A 14,580-nucleotide genomic window follows, 5' to 3' on the forward strand; every position below is an offset into this window, starting at 1 on the left:
TAACCGTCAGCCTTCACGCCAGGCGCGTTCAATCTCTTCTGCCAGAATTTTTACGCCCGCCTCGATTTTGTCCGGTTCAGGCACGTAGTTCATCCGCATACACTGGTGTGTGTGCGGCCAGGGTTTATCCAGTCCGGGAAAGAAATAGTGGCCTGGCACCATCAGCACGCCGCGCGCTTTCAAGCGTTGATAGAGTAGCTCGGTGGTAATCGGCAGATCTTTAAACCACAGCCACAAAAATATTGCGCCTTCCGGTTTATGAATCAGGCAGCGTTCTTCGGATAAATAGCGACGAATGATCGCGATCGTCTGTTGAACGCGCTGATAGTAGAAAGGTTTGATAACCGTTTCCGACAGCCGCAGCAGATCGTTACGCTTAATCATTTCGCACATCATCGCCGGGCCCATGCCCCCGGGCGCAAGGCTGATGATGCCGTTCATGTTGGCAATGGCGGTAATCGTCTTATCATTGGCGATGATAATCCCGCAGCGGGAACCGGGCAGCCCCAGCTTCGAGAGGCTCATGCATAGGATAATATTGGGGTTCCACAGCGGGCGCGCCTCGCTAAAGATAATGCCCGGAAACGGTACACCGTAAGCGTTATCAATCACCAGTGGGATGTTGTGCTGATTCGCCAGTCTGTCCAGCTTCATCAGCTCTTCGTCGGTGATAACGTTACCGGTTGGGTTGGTCGGGCGCGAGACGCAAATCATCCCCGTTTCTTCGCCGATGTGCAGATGCTCAAAATCGACGTGATACTTAAACTGGCCTTCCGGCAGCAGCTCAATATTCGGGCGCGCCGAAACGAAGAGGTCGTCTTCCAGACCGGAATCTGCATAGCCGATGTATTCCGGCGCAAGCGGGAATAGTACCTTTTTCGTACTGCCGTCGGCGCGACGTCCGGCGAAGAGATTAAATAAGTAGAAAAACGCGCTCTGACTGCCATTTGTCAGCGCAATATTCTGTGGTTCGATATCCCATCCCAGCGTTTCACGTAGCAGTACGGCCAGTGCATTCAGTAGCGCCGTTTTTCCCTGGGGACCGTCATAATTACAAAGCGCATCAGCGGCTTTGCCGCTTTCTACCATATCTGTCAGTAGCGTCTGGAAATAATCCTGCATTGCAGGGATGTGTGCCGGGTTACCGCCGCCAAGCATGATGGCGCCTGGCGTGCGTAAGCCGTCGTTGAGATCCTCCATCAGGCGGGTAATGCCTGAATGGCGGGTAAATTTATCGCCGAAAAGTGAAAATGTCATAACGGGTGATCTATCGAACTGTCTGTCAAAGTGGATAACCATAACGCTACAAATGGCGGGGCGCAAATGGGGGTCAGGCGGTAGTATTGATGTTTTATGCTACAAATTTTTATCAGGTTAGTTTTTTATTTTGAAGGGGCTACCGGTACGCGAGGAGACCGGTAGCGCCACGATTAGCGGCGGCCCGCCCAGACGACCATCACCGTATCGTCGCCGTACTGGCGTACAAAACCGTACCCGTGTTTTAGCGTCAGCGTGGTTTGTTGGCCTGCGCCGATGGCGGGATGTCTGGCGCGGAACTGGCTAATACGCTGCCAGTGCGCGACGGCTGCGGCTGACTTTCCGCTCACGTCCTGCCAGTTCATATCTGAACGGGTGCCTTGCAGCGGGTCGGAGCCGGTGGGGCCGAAGGGACGAGCGGATTCATCGCCGTAAAAGATCTGCACCGCGCCTGGCGAAAGCAGCAGCAGTTCCGCCGCCTTATCACCGCCCTCACGGAAAAGGCGCGTATCATGCGAGGAGAGGTAACTTAATACGTTGAAATCCTGCATTTTATCCGCCATCTGCTGCCAGACTGGCCCCATTTCCGCCAGGCAATCGACCGCTTTCGCCGCCTGCTCCTGATAATCAAAATTGATCATCGCGTCGAAACCATAGCGATAATAATCACTTTTCATGACGCCGTGGCCCCACGCTTCGCCAGTCATCCAGAACGGGCTATCATCCAGCGCTTTGTCCGGATTGGCCTGCTTCCATTCATGTAACGCCGCGCTGGCCTGGGTTTTTAGCTGTTGCCAGGCAGGAAGCTCAACGTTTTTGGCAGTATCGACCCGGAACCCGTCAATGCCGTAATCATGCACCCACTGGCTTAACCAGTGAGTCAGATAATCCCGTGGCGTATAGCCTTCAATGAACTTTGCTTTAGTATCGGGTTTGTTGGCATAGAACGCGGGTAGACCGGAAGGCGTGGTAGATTCCGTTTTTATATCCGGCAGGAAGGCCAGCGACAGGGTTAAATCGTCAAATCCCGGACTGTCGTAGTCGCCAATATCGGTACGAATCCACTTTTTCCCCCACCATTTTTCCCAGGCGGCGCTGTCGCTGAAGTTGATGTAGTCGTTAAAGCTGTGCCAGCTTTGTCCGGCGGCGGGTCGCCAGTTTGTCCAGCGATCGCCGAGAATTTTTTGCCGTTCCGCGCCGGATAAATAGAGCGCGCCAAACTGATACTCCTGCATATCCTCCAGCGTAGCGTAACCGGCATGATTCATTACTACGTCAAATAAAATACGGATGCCGCGCTGGTGCGCGCCGTCGACCAGCGCGCGGAGATCGGCTTCGTTGCCCATATTGGCATCCAGCGTCGTCCAGTCCTGAGTGTAATAGCCGTGATAGGCGTAATGAGGAAAATCGCCTTTTGCTCCGCCGCCGACCCAGCCGTGGATCTGTTCAAACGGCGAGCTTATCCACAAGGCGTTCACGCCTAATTGCTGTAGATAGTCCAGTTTACTCGTCAACCCACGCAAATCGCCGCCGTGGAAAGTGCCAATCTCTTGCATACCATCCTTATGGCGACCATAGCTGTGGTCATTGGTTGGATCGCCATTGCGAAAGCGATCCGTAAGCACAAAATAAACGGTGGCGTTGCGCCAGTTAAAAGGCGCTGACGCATGGGTTTCCGCGCGTTCCAGCAATAAAAGCCCGTGGCTGTCGGCAGGTTGCAGCGTGATTTGCCCGTTTTGGACGGTATCGGTTTGACCACTGTAATAATCGCGCACTACCGTCCCTTCCGGAAAGGTCTGGCGAACATCCAGCGTGAGCGGCGAACCATCCCAGACGGGACACTGGTAGGCGAGCTGCGCGGTGCGCTCAGGTTCAGTTTTTATCGATAACAACAGGGTCGGCGTACCGGAGCGGGTATCTACCGTTATCGTATAGTCGCCATCTTTAAACAAACGCCATTGCGGTGGCGCGCCTTCGCAGGGTTTTAACGACAACATTTGGTTGAGTTTTATGGCGCCGGAGGGCTGCCAGCACTGCTGGTCAATATGGAGCGTTAACGCGCGTGTACCTTTTGTTAATGCAGCATGGCTGGTAAAGCGCCCGGTTTCCTGCGTCGAGAACGTCGGAAAACCGGGTGAGGTCCATGATGAGGCGATCGCGATACCGGGTATCAGCGTCAGAGCGAAGGCGGCAAGTTTCATCACGCTATCCTTTGTGGGCAATATTCATCAGCTTGCCTGGTTTTTAGGCGAATGAACTCCTCCTCAGCAGAGAGTCGCGCAGGAGGAGGCGCGAGGGTGAGCGACGAGGCGCAAAAAAACGCCTCTATTTGCGATAAGCACCACATTTTATTGGCATTATTGCTGCCTGTTATCGTTAATAGTTGACATAGTTTCGGATTAAGACTATTCCCTGAGGTGCTTTTTAAGCCTATTTTTGCTAGAATTTGGGGTTCAAACCTCAACTTCGTGAAAAATAAAAGGTGTTGGAATGTATCAATCCGACCAGGAGACCTAATGATATTGACTCCCATGCGACGATATGGGGCAATGATTCTTATGTTACTCACCATCGCATTTTCGGGTGAGGTGCTGGCAAAGACGCACGCAACACAAACGAGTCAAAAGTCCCACATAACTGAGACAAGTTATAAACAGGTTAGCAGTAAACAAGAGTATTCTCGCAATAGTGCAAAGAGCAGTTCACTTCCTGATTTGCGAAAATACCCTTCCGGAACCCCCAGAAAAAAAGCGTTTCTCCGGACCGTTATGCCTTACATCACCAGCCAAAATGCCGCGATTACCGCGGACCGTAATTGGCTGATCTCAAAACAGTACCAGAACCGCTGGTCGCCGTCTGAACGCGCGCGTATGAAAGATATCGCGAAGCGCTATAAAGTGAGCTGGTCCGGCAACACGCGTCGTATTCCGTGGAATACGTTGCTGGAGCGCGTCGACATTATCCCAACCAGCATGGTGGCGACGATGGCGGCGGCGGAAAGCGGCTGGGGAACCTCTAAACTGGCGCGTAGCAACAATAACCTGTTCGGCATGAAGTGCACGAAAGGGCGTTGTACCAATACGCCGGGTAAGGTGAAAGGTTACTCGCAATTCGCGTCGGTTGAGGAGTCGGTGAGCGCGTATGTCGCTAACCTGAACACGCATCCGGCTTATTCCTCTTTCCGCAAGTCGCGCGCCCAACTGCGTAAGGCGGATCAGGAAGTCACCGCCACGGCGATGATTCATAAGCTGAAGGGTTACTCTACCCAGGGGTCGCGCTATAACAACTACTTGTTCGCGATGTACCAGGACAACCAGCGTCTGATCGCCGCGCATATGTAATTCTGTGTGCCGGATGGCGCTACGCTATCCGGCTTACAAGGCGTCTGTAGGCTGGATAAACTACAACAACGCTTCACTATGCTGGTCGCGATACTCCTTAGGCGTAGTGACGTACTCCTTTTTAAACACCGAATAGAAATATTGCAGTGACGGGTAGCCGCACATTTGCGAAATTTCGTTTATCGCCAACGTGGTGGAAATCAACAAACTACGCGCTTTTTCCAGCTTTTCGGCGTGGATCAGCGCATGTATCGTCTCGCCAACTTCTTCCTTAAAACGTTTTTCCAGGTTTGAACGTGAAATCCCAACCGCGTCCAGCACTTGCTCGACTTTAATGCCCTTACAGGCATGGTTACGAATAAAGTGCATCGCCTGGATAACCGCCGGATCGGTCAGGGAGCGATAGTCTGTCGAGCGGCGCGCAATGACGCGCACCGGCGGCACCAGAATGCGCTGTAACGGCATCTCTTCGCGCGCCAGCAAACGGTGCAGCAGCTTCGCCGCCTGATAGCCCATTTGCCGCGCCCCCTGCGCGACGGAGGAAAGCGCGACGCGCGACAGATAACGGGTTAACTCTTCGTTATCAATACCGATAACGCAAAGTTTTTCCGGCACCGGAATATGCAGGTGTTCACAGGCCTGCAATACGTGACGGGCGCGGGCATCCGTTACGGCAATGATGCCGGTTTGCGGCGGCAGCGTCTGAAGCCAGTCGGCGAGGCGATTTTGCGCGTGCTGCCAGTTTTCCGGCGCGGTTTCCAGCCCCTGATAGACTACGCCGCGGTATTTTTCCTCGGCGACCAGCTGGCGAAAGGCGTATTCCCGTTCCGCCGCCCAATGTTTGCGGCTGGAGTCGGGCAAACCGTAAAACGCGAAGCGGTTAACGCCTTTTTCTTTTAAATGCAGGAAAGCGCTTTCAACGAGCGCATGATTATCGGTGGCGATGTAATGAACGGCGGGATAATTTTCAGCAAGATGGTAAGAACCGCCGACCCCGACAATGGGTACGTCGACATCGGCCAATAATTGCGCGATATCGTCATCATCGTAATCGGCAATAACGCCGTCGCCTAACCACTCTTTAATGTTATCGATACGGGCACGGAAATCTTCCTCAATAAATATATCCCATTCGGATTGCGAGGCTTGTAAATATTCACCCACCCCCTCCACTACCTGACGGTCATAGGCTTTATTCGCGTTAAATAACAGAGTGATACGGTGACGTTTATCAAACATGAGGATATATCCTGCAAAAGTGAACCTGGACTCATGGATACTATCAAAACGGCTGACATAACGGTCTGGCGAATGATGACAAATTATTTTGCGCCTGAAACGTTATGCGAAATTCATCACAGCAAACGGCGGATGACAATTGTCATTTCTTATCTATATATTACGGTTTTTTGTTTATTTGCCAGGATTCGATCGCGATCGCTTTTTTCTTCTGTGGTTTTCAGCGTTTTTTTGAGAGCCAGAGCACATTTGGGGATTCTCTTAATAGCGGTGTGAAATAACGTAATTGAGCAATAAATCAGGAAATTCCAGTATGACGTTATGTCGTTTACTTGCCGTCTTATCTGATTATGGAGCTCACTATGCAGGCTTATTTTGACCAACTCGATCGTGTTCGCTATGAAGGCCCTCAATCGACTAACCCGCTGGCATTTCGTCATTACAATCCCGACGAGCTGGTTTTAGGTAAACGTATGGAAGATCACCTGCGTTTCGCGGCCTGTTACTGGCATACCTTCTGCTGGAACGGCGCGGATATGTTTGGTGTAGGCGCGTTTAATCGTCCGTGGCAGCAACCGGGCGAAGCGCTGGAGCTGGCGAAACGCAAAGCGGACGTGGCGTTTGAATTTTTCCACAAACTGAATGTGCCTTTTTATTGCTTCCATGACGTGGATGTGTCGCCGGAAGGCGCGTCGTTGAAAGAATATAAAAACAACTTCGCGCAGATGGTGGATGTGCTGGCGGCGAAACAGGAGCAGAGCGGCGTAAAACTGCTGTGGGGAACGGCGAACTGCTTTACCAACCCGCGCTATGGCGCAGGCGCCGCCACTAACCCGGACCCGGAAGTCTTTAGCTGGGCAGCGACGCAAGTGGTTACGGCAATGAACGCCACGCATAAACTGGGCGGCGAAAATTACGTCCTGTGGGGCGGGCGCGAAGGTTATGAAACGTTGCTGAATACCGATCTGCGCCAGGAACGCGAACAGATTGGCCGCTTTATGCAAATGGTGGTCGAGCACAAACATAAAATGGGCTTCCAGGGCACGCTGCTGATTGAACCGAAACCGCAGGAACCGACAAAACATCAGTATGATTATGACGTTGCAACGGTCTATGGCTTCCTCAAACAGTTCGGCCTGGAAAAAGAGATCAAAGTGAACATTGAGGCGAACCACGCGACGCTGGCGGGCCATTCGTTCCACCATGAAATCGCGACCGCTATCGCGCTGGGTATTTTTGGCTCCGTTGACGCCAACCGCGGCGATGCGCAACTGGGCTGGGATACCGATCAGTTCCCGATTAGCGTTGAAGAGAACGCGCTGGTGATGTACGAAATCCTGAAAGCGGGCGGATTCACGACGGGCGGTCTCAACTTCGACGCCAAAGTTCGTCGCCAGAGCACCGATAAATACGATCTGTTCTACGGTCATATCGGCGCGATGGATACGATGGCGTTGTCGCTGAAAATCGCCGCGCGTATGGTTGAAGACGGCGAGCTGGATAAACGCGTGGCGAAGCGCTATGCCGGCTGGAATAGCGAGCTGGGTCAGCAGATTCTGAAAGGACAACTCTCCTTAGGCGAACTGGCGCAGTATGCGGAGCAGCATAATCTGGCGCCAGTACATCAAAGCGGTCATCAGGAGCTGTTAGAAAATCTGGTTAACCGTTATCTGTTTGATAAATAACCCTATCTACCGGGCGACTCCGCGTTAGCCCGGCCTGTAGTCGTGATTAGCCCGGTAAGCGTAGCGCTGCCGGGCGCTTTCAGTAAAGGAACCCACAATATGTATATCGGGATCGATCTTGGTACATCGGGTGTAAAAGCTATCCTGTTGAATGAGCAGGGCGATGTGCTGGCTACGCATACTGAAAAACTGACCGTATCGCGTCCGCATCCCTTATGGTCGGAACAGGAACCAGAGCAGTGGTGGCAGGCGACGGATCGTGCGGTTAAAGGTTTAGGTCGGCAACAGTCGTTAAGTGGCGTTCGGGCGTTGGGCATCGCCGGACAAATGCATGGCGCGACATTGCTTGATAGCCGTCAGCAGGTTCTGCGACCAGCGATTTTATGGAATGACGGACGCTGTAGCGAAGAGTGCGCCTGGCTGGAAAAACAGGTGCCGCAGTCGCGTGCGATAACCGGTAATCTGATGATGCCCGGTTTTACCGCGCCCAAATTAGTCTGGGTGCAGCGCCACGAACCGGATATTTTCTACCAGATAGACAAGGTTCTGCTGCCGAAAGATTTTCTGCGGCTGCGAATGACAGGCGTCTTTGCCAGCGATATGTCGGATGCGGCGGGAACGATGTGGCTGGACGTGAAAAAGCGCGACTGGAGCGACGTTATGCTCAACGCCTGTCATTTAACCCGACAGCAGATGCCAGCGTTATTTGAAGGTAGTGACATTACCGGAACGTTGCTGCCGGAGGTAGCCAGCGCATGGGGAATGCCAACAGTACCCGTGGTGGCGGGCGGCGGCGACAATGCGGCAGGCGCGGTCGGCGTAGGAATGATCGATGCCGGACAGGCGATGCTCTCGCTCGGAACATCGGGCGTCTATTTTGCCGTCAGCGACGGCTTTCTGAGTAAACCGGAGAGCGCAGTACACAGTTTTTGCCATGCGCTGCCGGAACGCTGGCATTTAATGTCTGTGATGTTGAGCGCCGCCTCTTGTCTGGACTGGGCGGCTAAACTCACCGGGCAGGAGAACGTCCCGGCGCTGATTGCCGCCGCACAGCAGGCGGATGAGCATGCCGATTCGATCTGGTTTTTGCCGTACCTGTCCGGCGAGCGCACGCCGCACAATAATCCGCAGGCAAAAGGCGTTTTCTTTGGTTTAACCCATCAGCATGGCCCGGCGGAACTGGCGCGGGCGGTACTGGAGGGCGTGGGATATGCTCTGGCGGACGGTATGGATGTGGTTCACGCCTGCGGCGTCAAACCCGCCAGCGTGACGCTTATCGGCGGCGGGGCGCGCAGCGAATACTGGCGTCAGATGCTATCTGATATTAGCGGGCTACAGCTTGATTATCGTACTGGCGGCGATGTAGGGCCAGCGCTGGGCGCGGCGCGTCTGGCGCAAATTGCGGTGAATAAACAGACTCCGCTCGCCGATGTATTGCCGCAGTTGCCGCTGGAGCAGGCGCATTATCCTGATGCGCAGCATCATGCGGTTTATCAACAACGTCGTGAAACCTTCCGTCGACTTTATCAGCAGCTGTTGCCGTTGATGTCATAAGTCAGAATGCCTTTCGGTTTTGGCCGAAAGGCATTTCCCGTAAATATTAATTCTATTGAATTATATCGAAGTAAGTATGTGTGTTTTCTGATTTTTATATTATTGCTGGGCAGGCGCCTTTTTCATCGCTATTTCTTCGCTTAATGTGTCTCACACAACCACAAGGAGAGTGAGATGGACGATCACGTTGCGCGCAGGAAACGGATATTCGGCCTGGGAATGTTAGTTGTCGGTGCAGTGGTATACCTGGTGGGACTGTGGCCAGGCTGTCATACATTAAGCGAAAAGGGATATTTTTTTGCGGCAATCGTCATGTGTGGTTTTCCAGTCTTAATTCGCCAGGAACACACGGGAAATGGCCGCTTGCTTTCTCGTTGCAAATCTTTGCTGTTGCTTGGCATCGGCATGGTCGCGGTCGGCGTATTTAACCTGGCGCTGGCGGGCGCGCTGAAAATACTGTGTCTGGTGGCGCTGGGGGTCAGTATATATGGAACCGATCTTTACGCTTCCTACAGTGATGATGAATGATGGCCGGAGCCATCATTGTCGTTTAGCTAACCCATTTCCGTTTATCAATACGCTGTAACAGCATGGAAAGTAGCAGGCTTCCTGTCACCGTCGCGGCAAAAACCCACACGATATCTAACGGCGGCCAACGTTTTAACTCCAGACCATTAGTACGTAGCGCATGGATAATCAGTGCGTGGAAACCATAAATGCCCAACGAGTGGCGGGAGATAAGCCCTAGTCCAGGTAACGTCCGCGCATTCAGCTTATTTTTAACTACCGTGAACAGTGAGACGGCGCAAATAAACACCATGGGACCGCAATACAGATACCAGGTATCGGCAAAATTTCCGCGCCAGCGTAATTCATGCAATGTGCCGCGAGAAATAACAAATACCGCGATGATGAACAGGGCAGCGCAGATAAGCGTCAGCGATGGCTTTTGCGTCTCCATCATGCCAATGGCGCGGCCCAGGATACCGTAGAGAATGTAGTAGAACGTGTCGCCGCTGATATACAGATTGATGGGCAACCATTCAACGCCGCCGATTTTTTGCGGCACAGTATTTGGGTTAGCAATAATACCAATGATCACCATCAGCATCAGGAGCATTTTGCCGCTCACGTTTTTTACCTGGATTAATGGCGATACCAGGTAGATCACCGCAATCGCAAAGAAAAACCACAGGTGGTAAAACACGGGTTTTTGCAGCACATTTTTTAGCGAAAGCTCGACGTTGATCGAAGTAAAAAGTGAAATGTAAGCCAGGGCGACAACGCTGTAAAAGATAAGGCACAGGGCGATACGTAAAAAATGCCGCGGTTGCGCGCAGCGCTCGCCAAAAAAAAGATAGCCTGAAATCATAAAAAACAGGGGAACGCTAACGCGCGAAGCCGAATTCAGGACATTCGCAATATCCCAGTTTAGCGGGCTGACGCTGTGGGCGTTGGTGATGTACCACGTTGTAGTATGGATCATCACTACCATTAAACAGGCGATCCCTCGCAGGTTATCAATCCAGTTAATTTTAGGCTGCATCAGTTCCTCAGCTTCCGTTTGAATAGAGTTCCAGCGCGGTGGCTCACTGGAAAAATCCGACTTTCTACGCTACATCTTGTGATGGCGTAAGGAGATTCGCACAATGTTTCTGTTACCCACAAACCTTAATAATAAGACTGACCAGCAAACCAGACGGTAATAAAAATGATAATGAAGTATTTCTGTACTGTGATGATAGCCATCGCTCTGGTGGGATGCACTGCGACACCGCCACCGACGCAAAAAGCCCAGCAGAGTAAAGTGAGCCCAACACGCACGCTGGATATGGAAGCATTGTGTAAAGCTCAGGCGGCGCAGCGTTACAATACTGGCGCACAGAAAATTGCTGTTACCGGTTTCGAACAGTTTCAGGGGAGCTATGAGATGCGGGGTAATACCTTCCGTAAAGAGAGTTTTGTCTGCTCTTTTGATGCAGATGGGCAGTTTTTACATCTTTCTATGCGGTAAAAGCCGCGCCTGGTGAGGTGTGATGCCGCGAAATCCGGCAATTTTCGCTAAACAAACCGGTTTCATACTGTATATCTCGCATCCAGCGGGTATACTGGCTCCTTCCTTTAAATCCACACGTATCCAGCACGAAATAATATGCAAAAGTTTGATACCAGGACCTTCCAGGGCTTGATCCTGACCTTACAGGATTACTGGGCTCGCCAGGGCTGCACCATTGTTCAACCATTGGACATGGAAGTCGGCGCGGGAACTTCTCATCCAATGACCTGCCTGCGCGCGCTGGGGCCAGAGCCGATGGCGACTGCCTATGTGCAGCCTTCTCGTCGTCCGACCGATGGCCGCTACGGCGAAAACCCGAACCGCTTACAGCACTACTATCAGTTCCAGGTAGTGATTAAGCCGTCTCCGGACAACATTCAGGAGCTGTACCTCGGTTCTCTGAAAGAGCTGGGTATGGACCCGACCATTCACGACATCCGTTTCGTGGAAGATAACTGGGAAAACCCGACGCTGGGCGCCTGGGGACTCGGCTGGGAAGTGTGGCTGAATGGCATGGAAGTGACGCAGTTCACCTACTTCCAGCAGGTCGGCGGCCTGGAGTGCAAGCCGGTGACCGGTGAAATCACCTACGGTCTGGAACGTCTGGCGATGTATATCCAGGGCGTGGACAGCGTTTACGACCTGGTCTGGAGCGATGGCCCGCTGGGTAAAACCACCTACGGCGACGTGTTCCATCAAAACGAAGTGGAGCAATCCACCTATAACTTTGAATACGCCGATGTGGATTTCTTATTCACCTGCTTCGAGCAGTATGAAAAAGAAGCCCAGCAGCTGCTGGCGCTGGAAAACCCGCTGCCGCTGCCGGCCTACGAGCGTATTCTGAAAGCCGCCCATAGCTTCAACCTGCTGGATGCGCGTAAAGCTATCTCCGTCACCGAACGTCAGCGCTACATTTTGCGTATTCGCACCCTGACCAAAGCAGTGGCAGAGGCTTATTATGCTTCCCGTGAAGCCCTCGGCTTCCCGATGTGCAACAAAGACAAGTAAGAGGCGGCCATGTCTGAGAAAACTTTTCTGGTGGAAATCGGCACTGAAGAGCTGCCACCAAAAGCACTGCGCAGTTTGGCTGAGTCCTTTGCTGCGAACTTCACTGCGGAGCTGGATAACGCCGGCCTCGCGCACGGTAACGTTGAATGGTTTGCCGCCCCGCGCCGTCTGGCGCTGAAAGTGGCGAATCTTGCTGAATCTCAGCCCGATCGCGAAGTCGAAAAACGTGGTCCGGCGATTGCTCAGGCGTTTGACGCCGAAGGCAAACCGAGCAAAGCGGCAGAAGGCTGGGCGCGCGGCTGCGGGATCACCGTTGATCAGGCCGAGCGTCTGAAGACCGACAAAGGCGAATGGCTGCTGTATCGTGCCCACGTGAAGGGCGAAAGTACCGAAGCGCTGGTGCCGAACATGGTAGCCACCTCGCTGGCGAAACTACCGATCCCGAAACTGATGCGCTGGGGCGCGTCTGACGTACACTTCGTGCGTCCGGTGCACACCGTGACCCTGCTGTTGGGCGATAAGGTCATTCCGGCGACTATTCTGGGTATTCAGTCTGACCGCGTCATTCGCGGCCACCGCTTTATGGGTGAGCCGGAGTTCACTATCGACAATGCTGACCAGTACCCGCAAATTCTGCTGGAGCGCGGTAAAGTCATTGCCGACTACGAAGCGCGTAAAGCCAAAATCAAAGCGGACGCTGAAGAAGCAGCACGTAAGATTGGCGGTAATGCCGACCTGAGCGAAAGCCTGCTGGAAGAAGTAGCTTCGCTGGTGGAATGGCCGGTGGTATTGACGGCGAAATTCGAAGAGAAATTCCTCTCCGTGCCTGCCGAAGCGCTGGTGTACACCATGAAGGGCGACCAGAAGTATTTCCCGGTTTATGACAACGCGGGCAAGCTGCTGCCGAACTTTATCTTCGTCGCCAACATCGAGTCGAAAGATCCGACCCAGATTATCTCCGGTAACGAGAAAGTGGTGCGTCCGCGTCTGGCAGATGCTGAATTCTTCTTCAATACCGACCGTAAAAAACGTCTGGAAGACCATCTGCCGCGTCTACAAACCGTGCTGTTCCAGCAACAGCTGGGCACGCTGCGCGACAAGACCGACCGTATTCAGGCGCTGGCGGGCTGGATTGCCGGTCAGATTGGCGCTGACGTCAACCACGCCACTCGTGCGGGCCTGCTCTCCAAGTGCGACCTGATGACCAACATGGTCTTCGAGTTCACCGACACCCAGGGCGTGATGGGGATGCACTACGCGCGCCATGATGGTGAAGCGGAAGATGTGGCCGTGGCGCTGAACGAACAGTATCAGCCACGCTTTGCCGGTGATGACCTGCCGTCTAACCCGGTGGCCTGCGCGCTGGCGATCGCCGATAAGATGGATACTCTGGCGGGTATCTTCGGTATTGGTCAGCATCCGAAAGGCGACAAAGACCCGTTTGCGCTGCGTCGTGCCGCGCTGGGCGTGCTGCGCATCATCGTTGAGAAGAACCTCGCTCTTGATCTGCAAACGCTGACCGAAGAAGCGGTGCGTCTGTATGGCGACAAGCTGACCAATGCCAACGTAGTCGATGATGTGATCGATTTTATGCTGGGTCGCTTCCGCGCCTGGTATCAGGATGAAGGTTACACCGTCGACACTATCCAGGCGGTACTGGCGCGTCGTCCGACCCGTCCGGCAGATTTTGATGCCCGCATGAAGGCGGTGTCTCATTTCCGCACCCTGGAAGAAGCCTCTGCGCTGGCGGCGGCGAACAAGCGCGTCTCCAACATCCTGGCGAAAGCCACTGAGCCGCTGAACGATATCGTCCACGCCTCCGTACTGAAAGAAGCGGCGGAAATTGAGTTGGCCAGACATCTGGTTGTGCTGCGTGATAAGCTTCAGCCGTACTTTGCCGATGGTCGTTATCAGGAAGCGTTGATTGAGCTGGCTGCTCTGCGCGCTCCGGTGGATGAATTCTTCGAAAATGTCATGGTTAACGCGGAAGAGAAAGATATCCGTATCAACCGCCTGACGCTGTTGTCGAAACTACGCGAACTGTTCCTGCAGGTTGCGGATATTTCGTTACTGCAATAAGCGTTCAGTTAAATAAACAAAAACCTGCTCTCGGGCAGGTTTTTTTATAACATAAATAGTATTAGTTGATTCGCTAATAATTCTGTAACTCATAGACGCGGTTATCTCTATTGATTGGCAAGAATTATTTCAGGAATACATTAACGCTGGCGGTACGGATATTGGCGTTAGAATAGCTGCGGGTGCTTGAGACTGTTTGTCTCAGGTATTCACCAAAAGGCAGACAGAGAAAATCCCCACCTGACTATACCCAAAATAATTCGAGTTGCTTAAAGGCGGCAAGGGAGTGAGTCCCCAGGAGCATAGATAACTATGTGACTGGGGTGAGCGAGCGTAGCCAACACATAAGCAACTTGAAGTA

Annotated in this window: 11 protein-coding genes; 7 read left to right on the forward strand and 4 right to left on the reverse strand. The window is 53.0% G+C overall.

Features of this window, described 5'->3' with window-relative positions; all coding sequences use genetic code 11:
* Window positions 1–6: 6 nt before the first annotated feature.
* Together avtA and J1G48_RS00865 are read right to left on the reverse strand one after the other, a co-directional pair.
* The gene (avtA, locus tag J1G48_RS00860; RefSeq protein ID WP_000144381.1) at window positions 7–1,257 is read right to left on the reverse strand and encodes a valine--pyruvate transaminase; all 1,251 of its coding nucleotides are present in this window, start codon (window positions 1,255–1,257) and stop codon (window positions 7–9) included.
* A gap of 173 nt (window positions 1,258–1,430) precedes the next feature.
* Window positions 1,431–3,458 (reverse strand): alpha-amylase, encoded by a 2,028-nt coding sequence (locus tag J1G48_RS00865; protein WP_000761307.1) that lies wholly within the window; start codon window positions 3,456–3,458, stop codon window positions 1,431–1,433.
* Between the two features lie 315 nt (window positions 3,459–3,773).
* On the opposite strand from J1G48_RS00865, the gene J1G48_RS00870 reads away from it, so the two are divergent.
* Window positions 3,774–4,598: a protein bax gene (locus tag J1G48_RS00870; RefSeq protein WP_001575119.1), complete on the forward strand. Its 825-nt coding sequence runs from the start codon at window positions 3,774–3,776 to the stop codon at window positions 4,596–4,598.
* A gap of 60 nt (window positions 4,599–4,658) precedes the next feature.
* Here the strand turns inward: J1G48_RS00870 and xylR are convergent, their stop codons facing one another.
* A complete protein-coding gene (xylR, locus tag J1G48_RS00875) occupies window positions 4,659–5,837 on the reverse strand; it encodes a D-xylose utilization transcriptional activator XylR (protein ID WP_000459824.1) in 1,179 nt (392 codons plus the stop codon).
* A 362-nt stretch (window positions 5,838–6,199) separates the two neighbouring features.
* Between xylR and xylA the strand changes: the two genes are divergently transcribed.
* The 3 genes from xylA (at window position 6,200) to J1G48_RS00890 (ending at window position 9,604) form a co-directional block, all read left to right on the forward strand.
* Entirely contained in the window at window positions 6,200–7,522 is a 1,323-nt protein-coding gene (gene xylA / locus J1G48_RS00880; RefSeq protein ID WP_001149563.1) for a xylose isomerase, read from the forward strand.
* 99 nt (window positions 7,523–7,621) lie between these two features.
* Window positions 7,622–9,076 (forward strand): xylulokinase, encoded by a 1,455-nt coding sequence (gene xylB, locus J1G48_RS00885; protein WP_000275327.1) that lies wholly within the window; start codon window positions 7,622–7,624, stop codon window positions 9,074–9,076.
* 174 nt (window positions 9,077–9,250) lie between these two features.
* Window positions 9,251–9,604 carry a YiaA/YiaB family protein gene (locus J1G48_RS00890; RefSeq protein WP_000340935.1) on the forward strand — a complete coding sequence of 118 codons (354 nt, stop codon included), beginning with the start codon at window positions 9,251–9,253 and terminating at the stop codon, window positions 9,602–9,604.
* Window positions 9,605–9,626: 22 nt separating this feature from the next.
* Here J1G48_RS00890 and J1G48_RS00895 read toward each other — a convergent pair whose 3' ends face one another.
* Window positions 9,627–10,622 (reverse strand): acyltransferase, encoded by a 996-nt coding sequence (locus J1G48_RS00895; RefSeq protein WP_001182581.1) that lies wholly within the window; start codon window positions 10,620–10,622, stop codon window positions 9,627–9,629.
* A 165-nt stretch (window positions 10,623–10,787) separates the two neighbouring features.
* Here J1G48_RS00895 and J1G48_RS00900 point away from each other — a divergent pair, with 165 nt between their 5' ends.
* The 3 genes from J1G48_RS00900 (at window position 10,788) to glyS (ending at window position 14,219) form a co-directional block, all read left to right on the forward strand.
* Window positions 10,788–11,090 carry a YsaB family lipoprotein gene (locus J1G48_RS00900; protein WP_000605592.1) on the forward strand — a complete coding sequence of 101 codons (303 nt, stop codon included), beginning with the start codon at window positions 10,788–10,790 and terminating at the stop codon, window positions 11,088–11,090.
* A gap of 138 nt (window positions 11,091–11,228) precedes the next feature.
* A complete protein-coding gene (gene glyQ / locus J1G48_RS00905; RefSeq protein WP_001168551.1) occupies window positions 11,229–12,140 on the forward strand; it encodes a glycine--tRNA ligase subunit alpha in 912 nt (303 codons plus the stop codon).
* 9 nt (window positions 12,141–12,149) lie between these two features.
* Window positions 12,150–14,219, forward strand: coding sequence for a glycine--tRNA ligase subunit beta (gene glyS, locus J1G48_RS00910; RefSeq protein WP_001291741.1), 2,070 nt, complete (start codon window positions 12,150–12,152; stop codon window positions 14,217–14,219).
* The last annotated feature ends 361 nt before the right edge of the window (window positions 14,220–14,580 follow it).

It is taken from the genome of Salmonella sp. SAL-020 (assembly GCF_017372215.1).
GTDB lineage: Bacteria > Pseudomonadota > Gammaproteobacteria > Enterobacterales > Enterobacteriaceae > Salmonella > Salmonella enterica.

Coding starts and splice junctions, on each gene's coding strand:
- J1G48_RS00895 (WP_001182581.1), bottom strand. CDS start 10,622: ATGCAGCCTAAAATTAACTGGATTGATAACCTGCGAGGGATCGCCTGT.
- glyS (WP_001291741.1), top strand. CDS start 12,150: ATGTCTGAGAAAACTTTTCTGGTGGAAATCGGCACTGAAGAGCTGCCA.
- glyQ (WP_001168551.1), top strand. CDS start 11,229: ATGCAAAAGTTTGATACCAGGACCTTCCAGGGCTTGATCCTGACCTTA.
- J1G48_RS00900 (WP_000605592.1), top strand. CDS start 10,788: ATGATAATGAAGTATTTCTGTACTGTGATGATAGCCATCGCTCTGGTG.
- xylA (WP_001149563.1), top strand. CDS start 6,200: ATGCAGGCTTATTTTGACCAACTCGATCGTGTTCGCTATGAAGGCCCT.
- J1G48_RS00890 (WP_000340935.1), top strand. CDS start 9,251: ATGGACGATCACGTTGCGCGCAGGAAACGGATATTCGGCCTGGGAATG.
- xylB (WP_000275327.1), top strand. CDS start 7,622: ATGTATATCGGGATCGATCTTGGTACATCGGGTGTAAAAGCTATCCTG.
- avtA (WP_000144381.1), bottom strand. CDS start 1,257: ATGACATTTTCACTTTTCGGCGATAAATTTACCCGCCATTCAGGCATT.
- J1G48_RS00870 (WP_001575119.1), top strand. CDS start 3,774: ATGATATTGACTCCCATGCGACGATATGGGGCAATGATTCTTATGTTA.
- J1G48_RS00865 (WP_000761307.1), bottom strand. CDS start 3,458: ATGAAACTTGCCGCCTTCGCTCTGACGCTGATACCCGGTATCGCGATC.
- xylR (WP_000459824.1), bottom strand. CDS start 5,837: ATGTTTGATAAACGTCACCGTATCACTCTGTTATTTAACGCGAATAAA.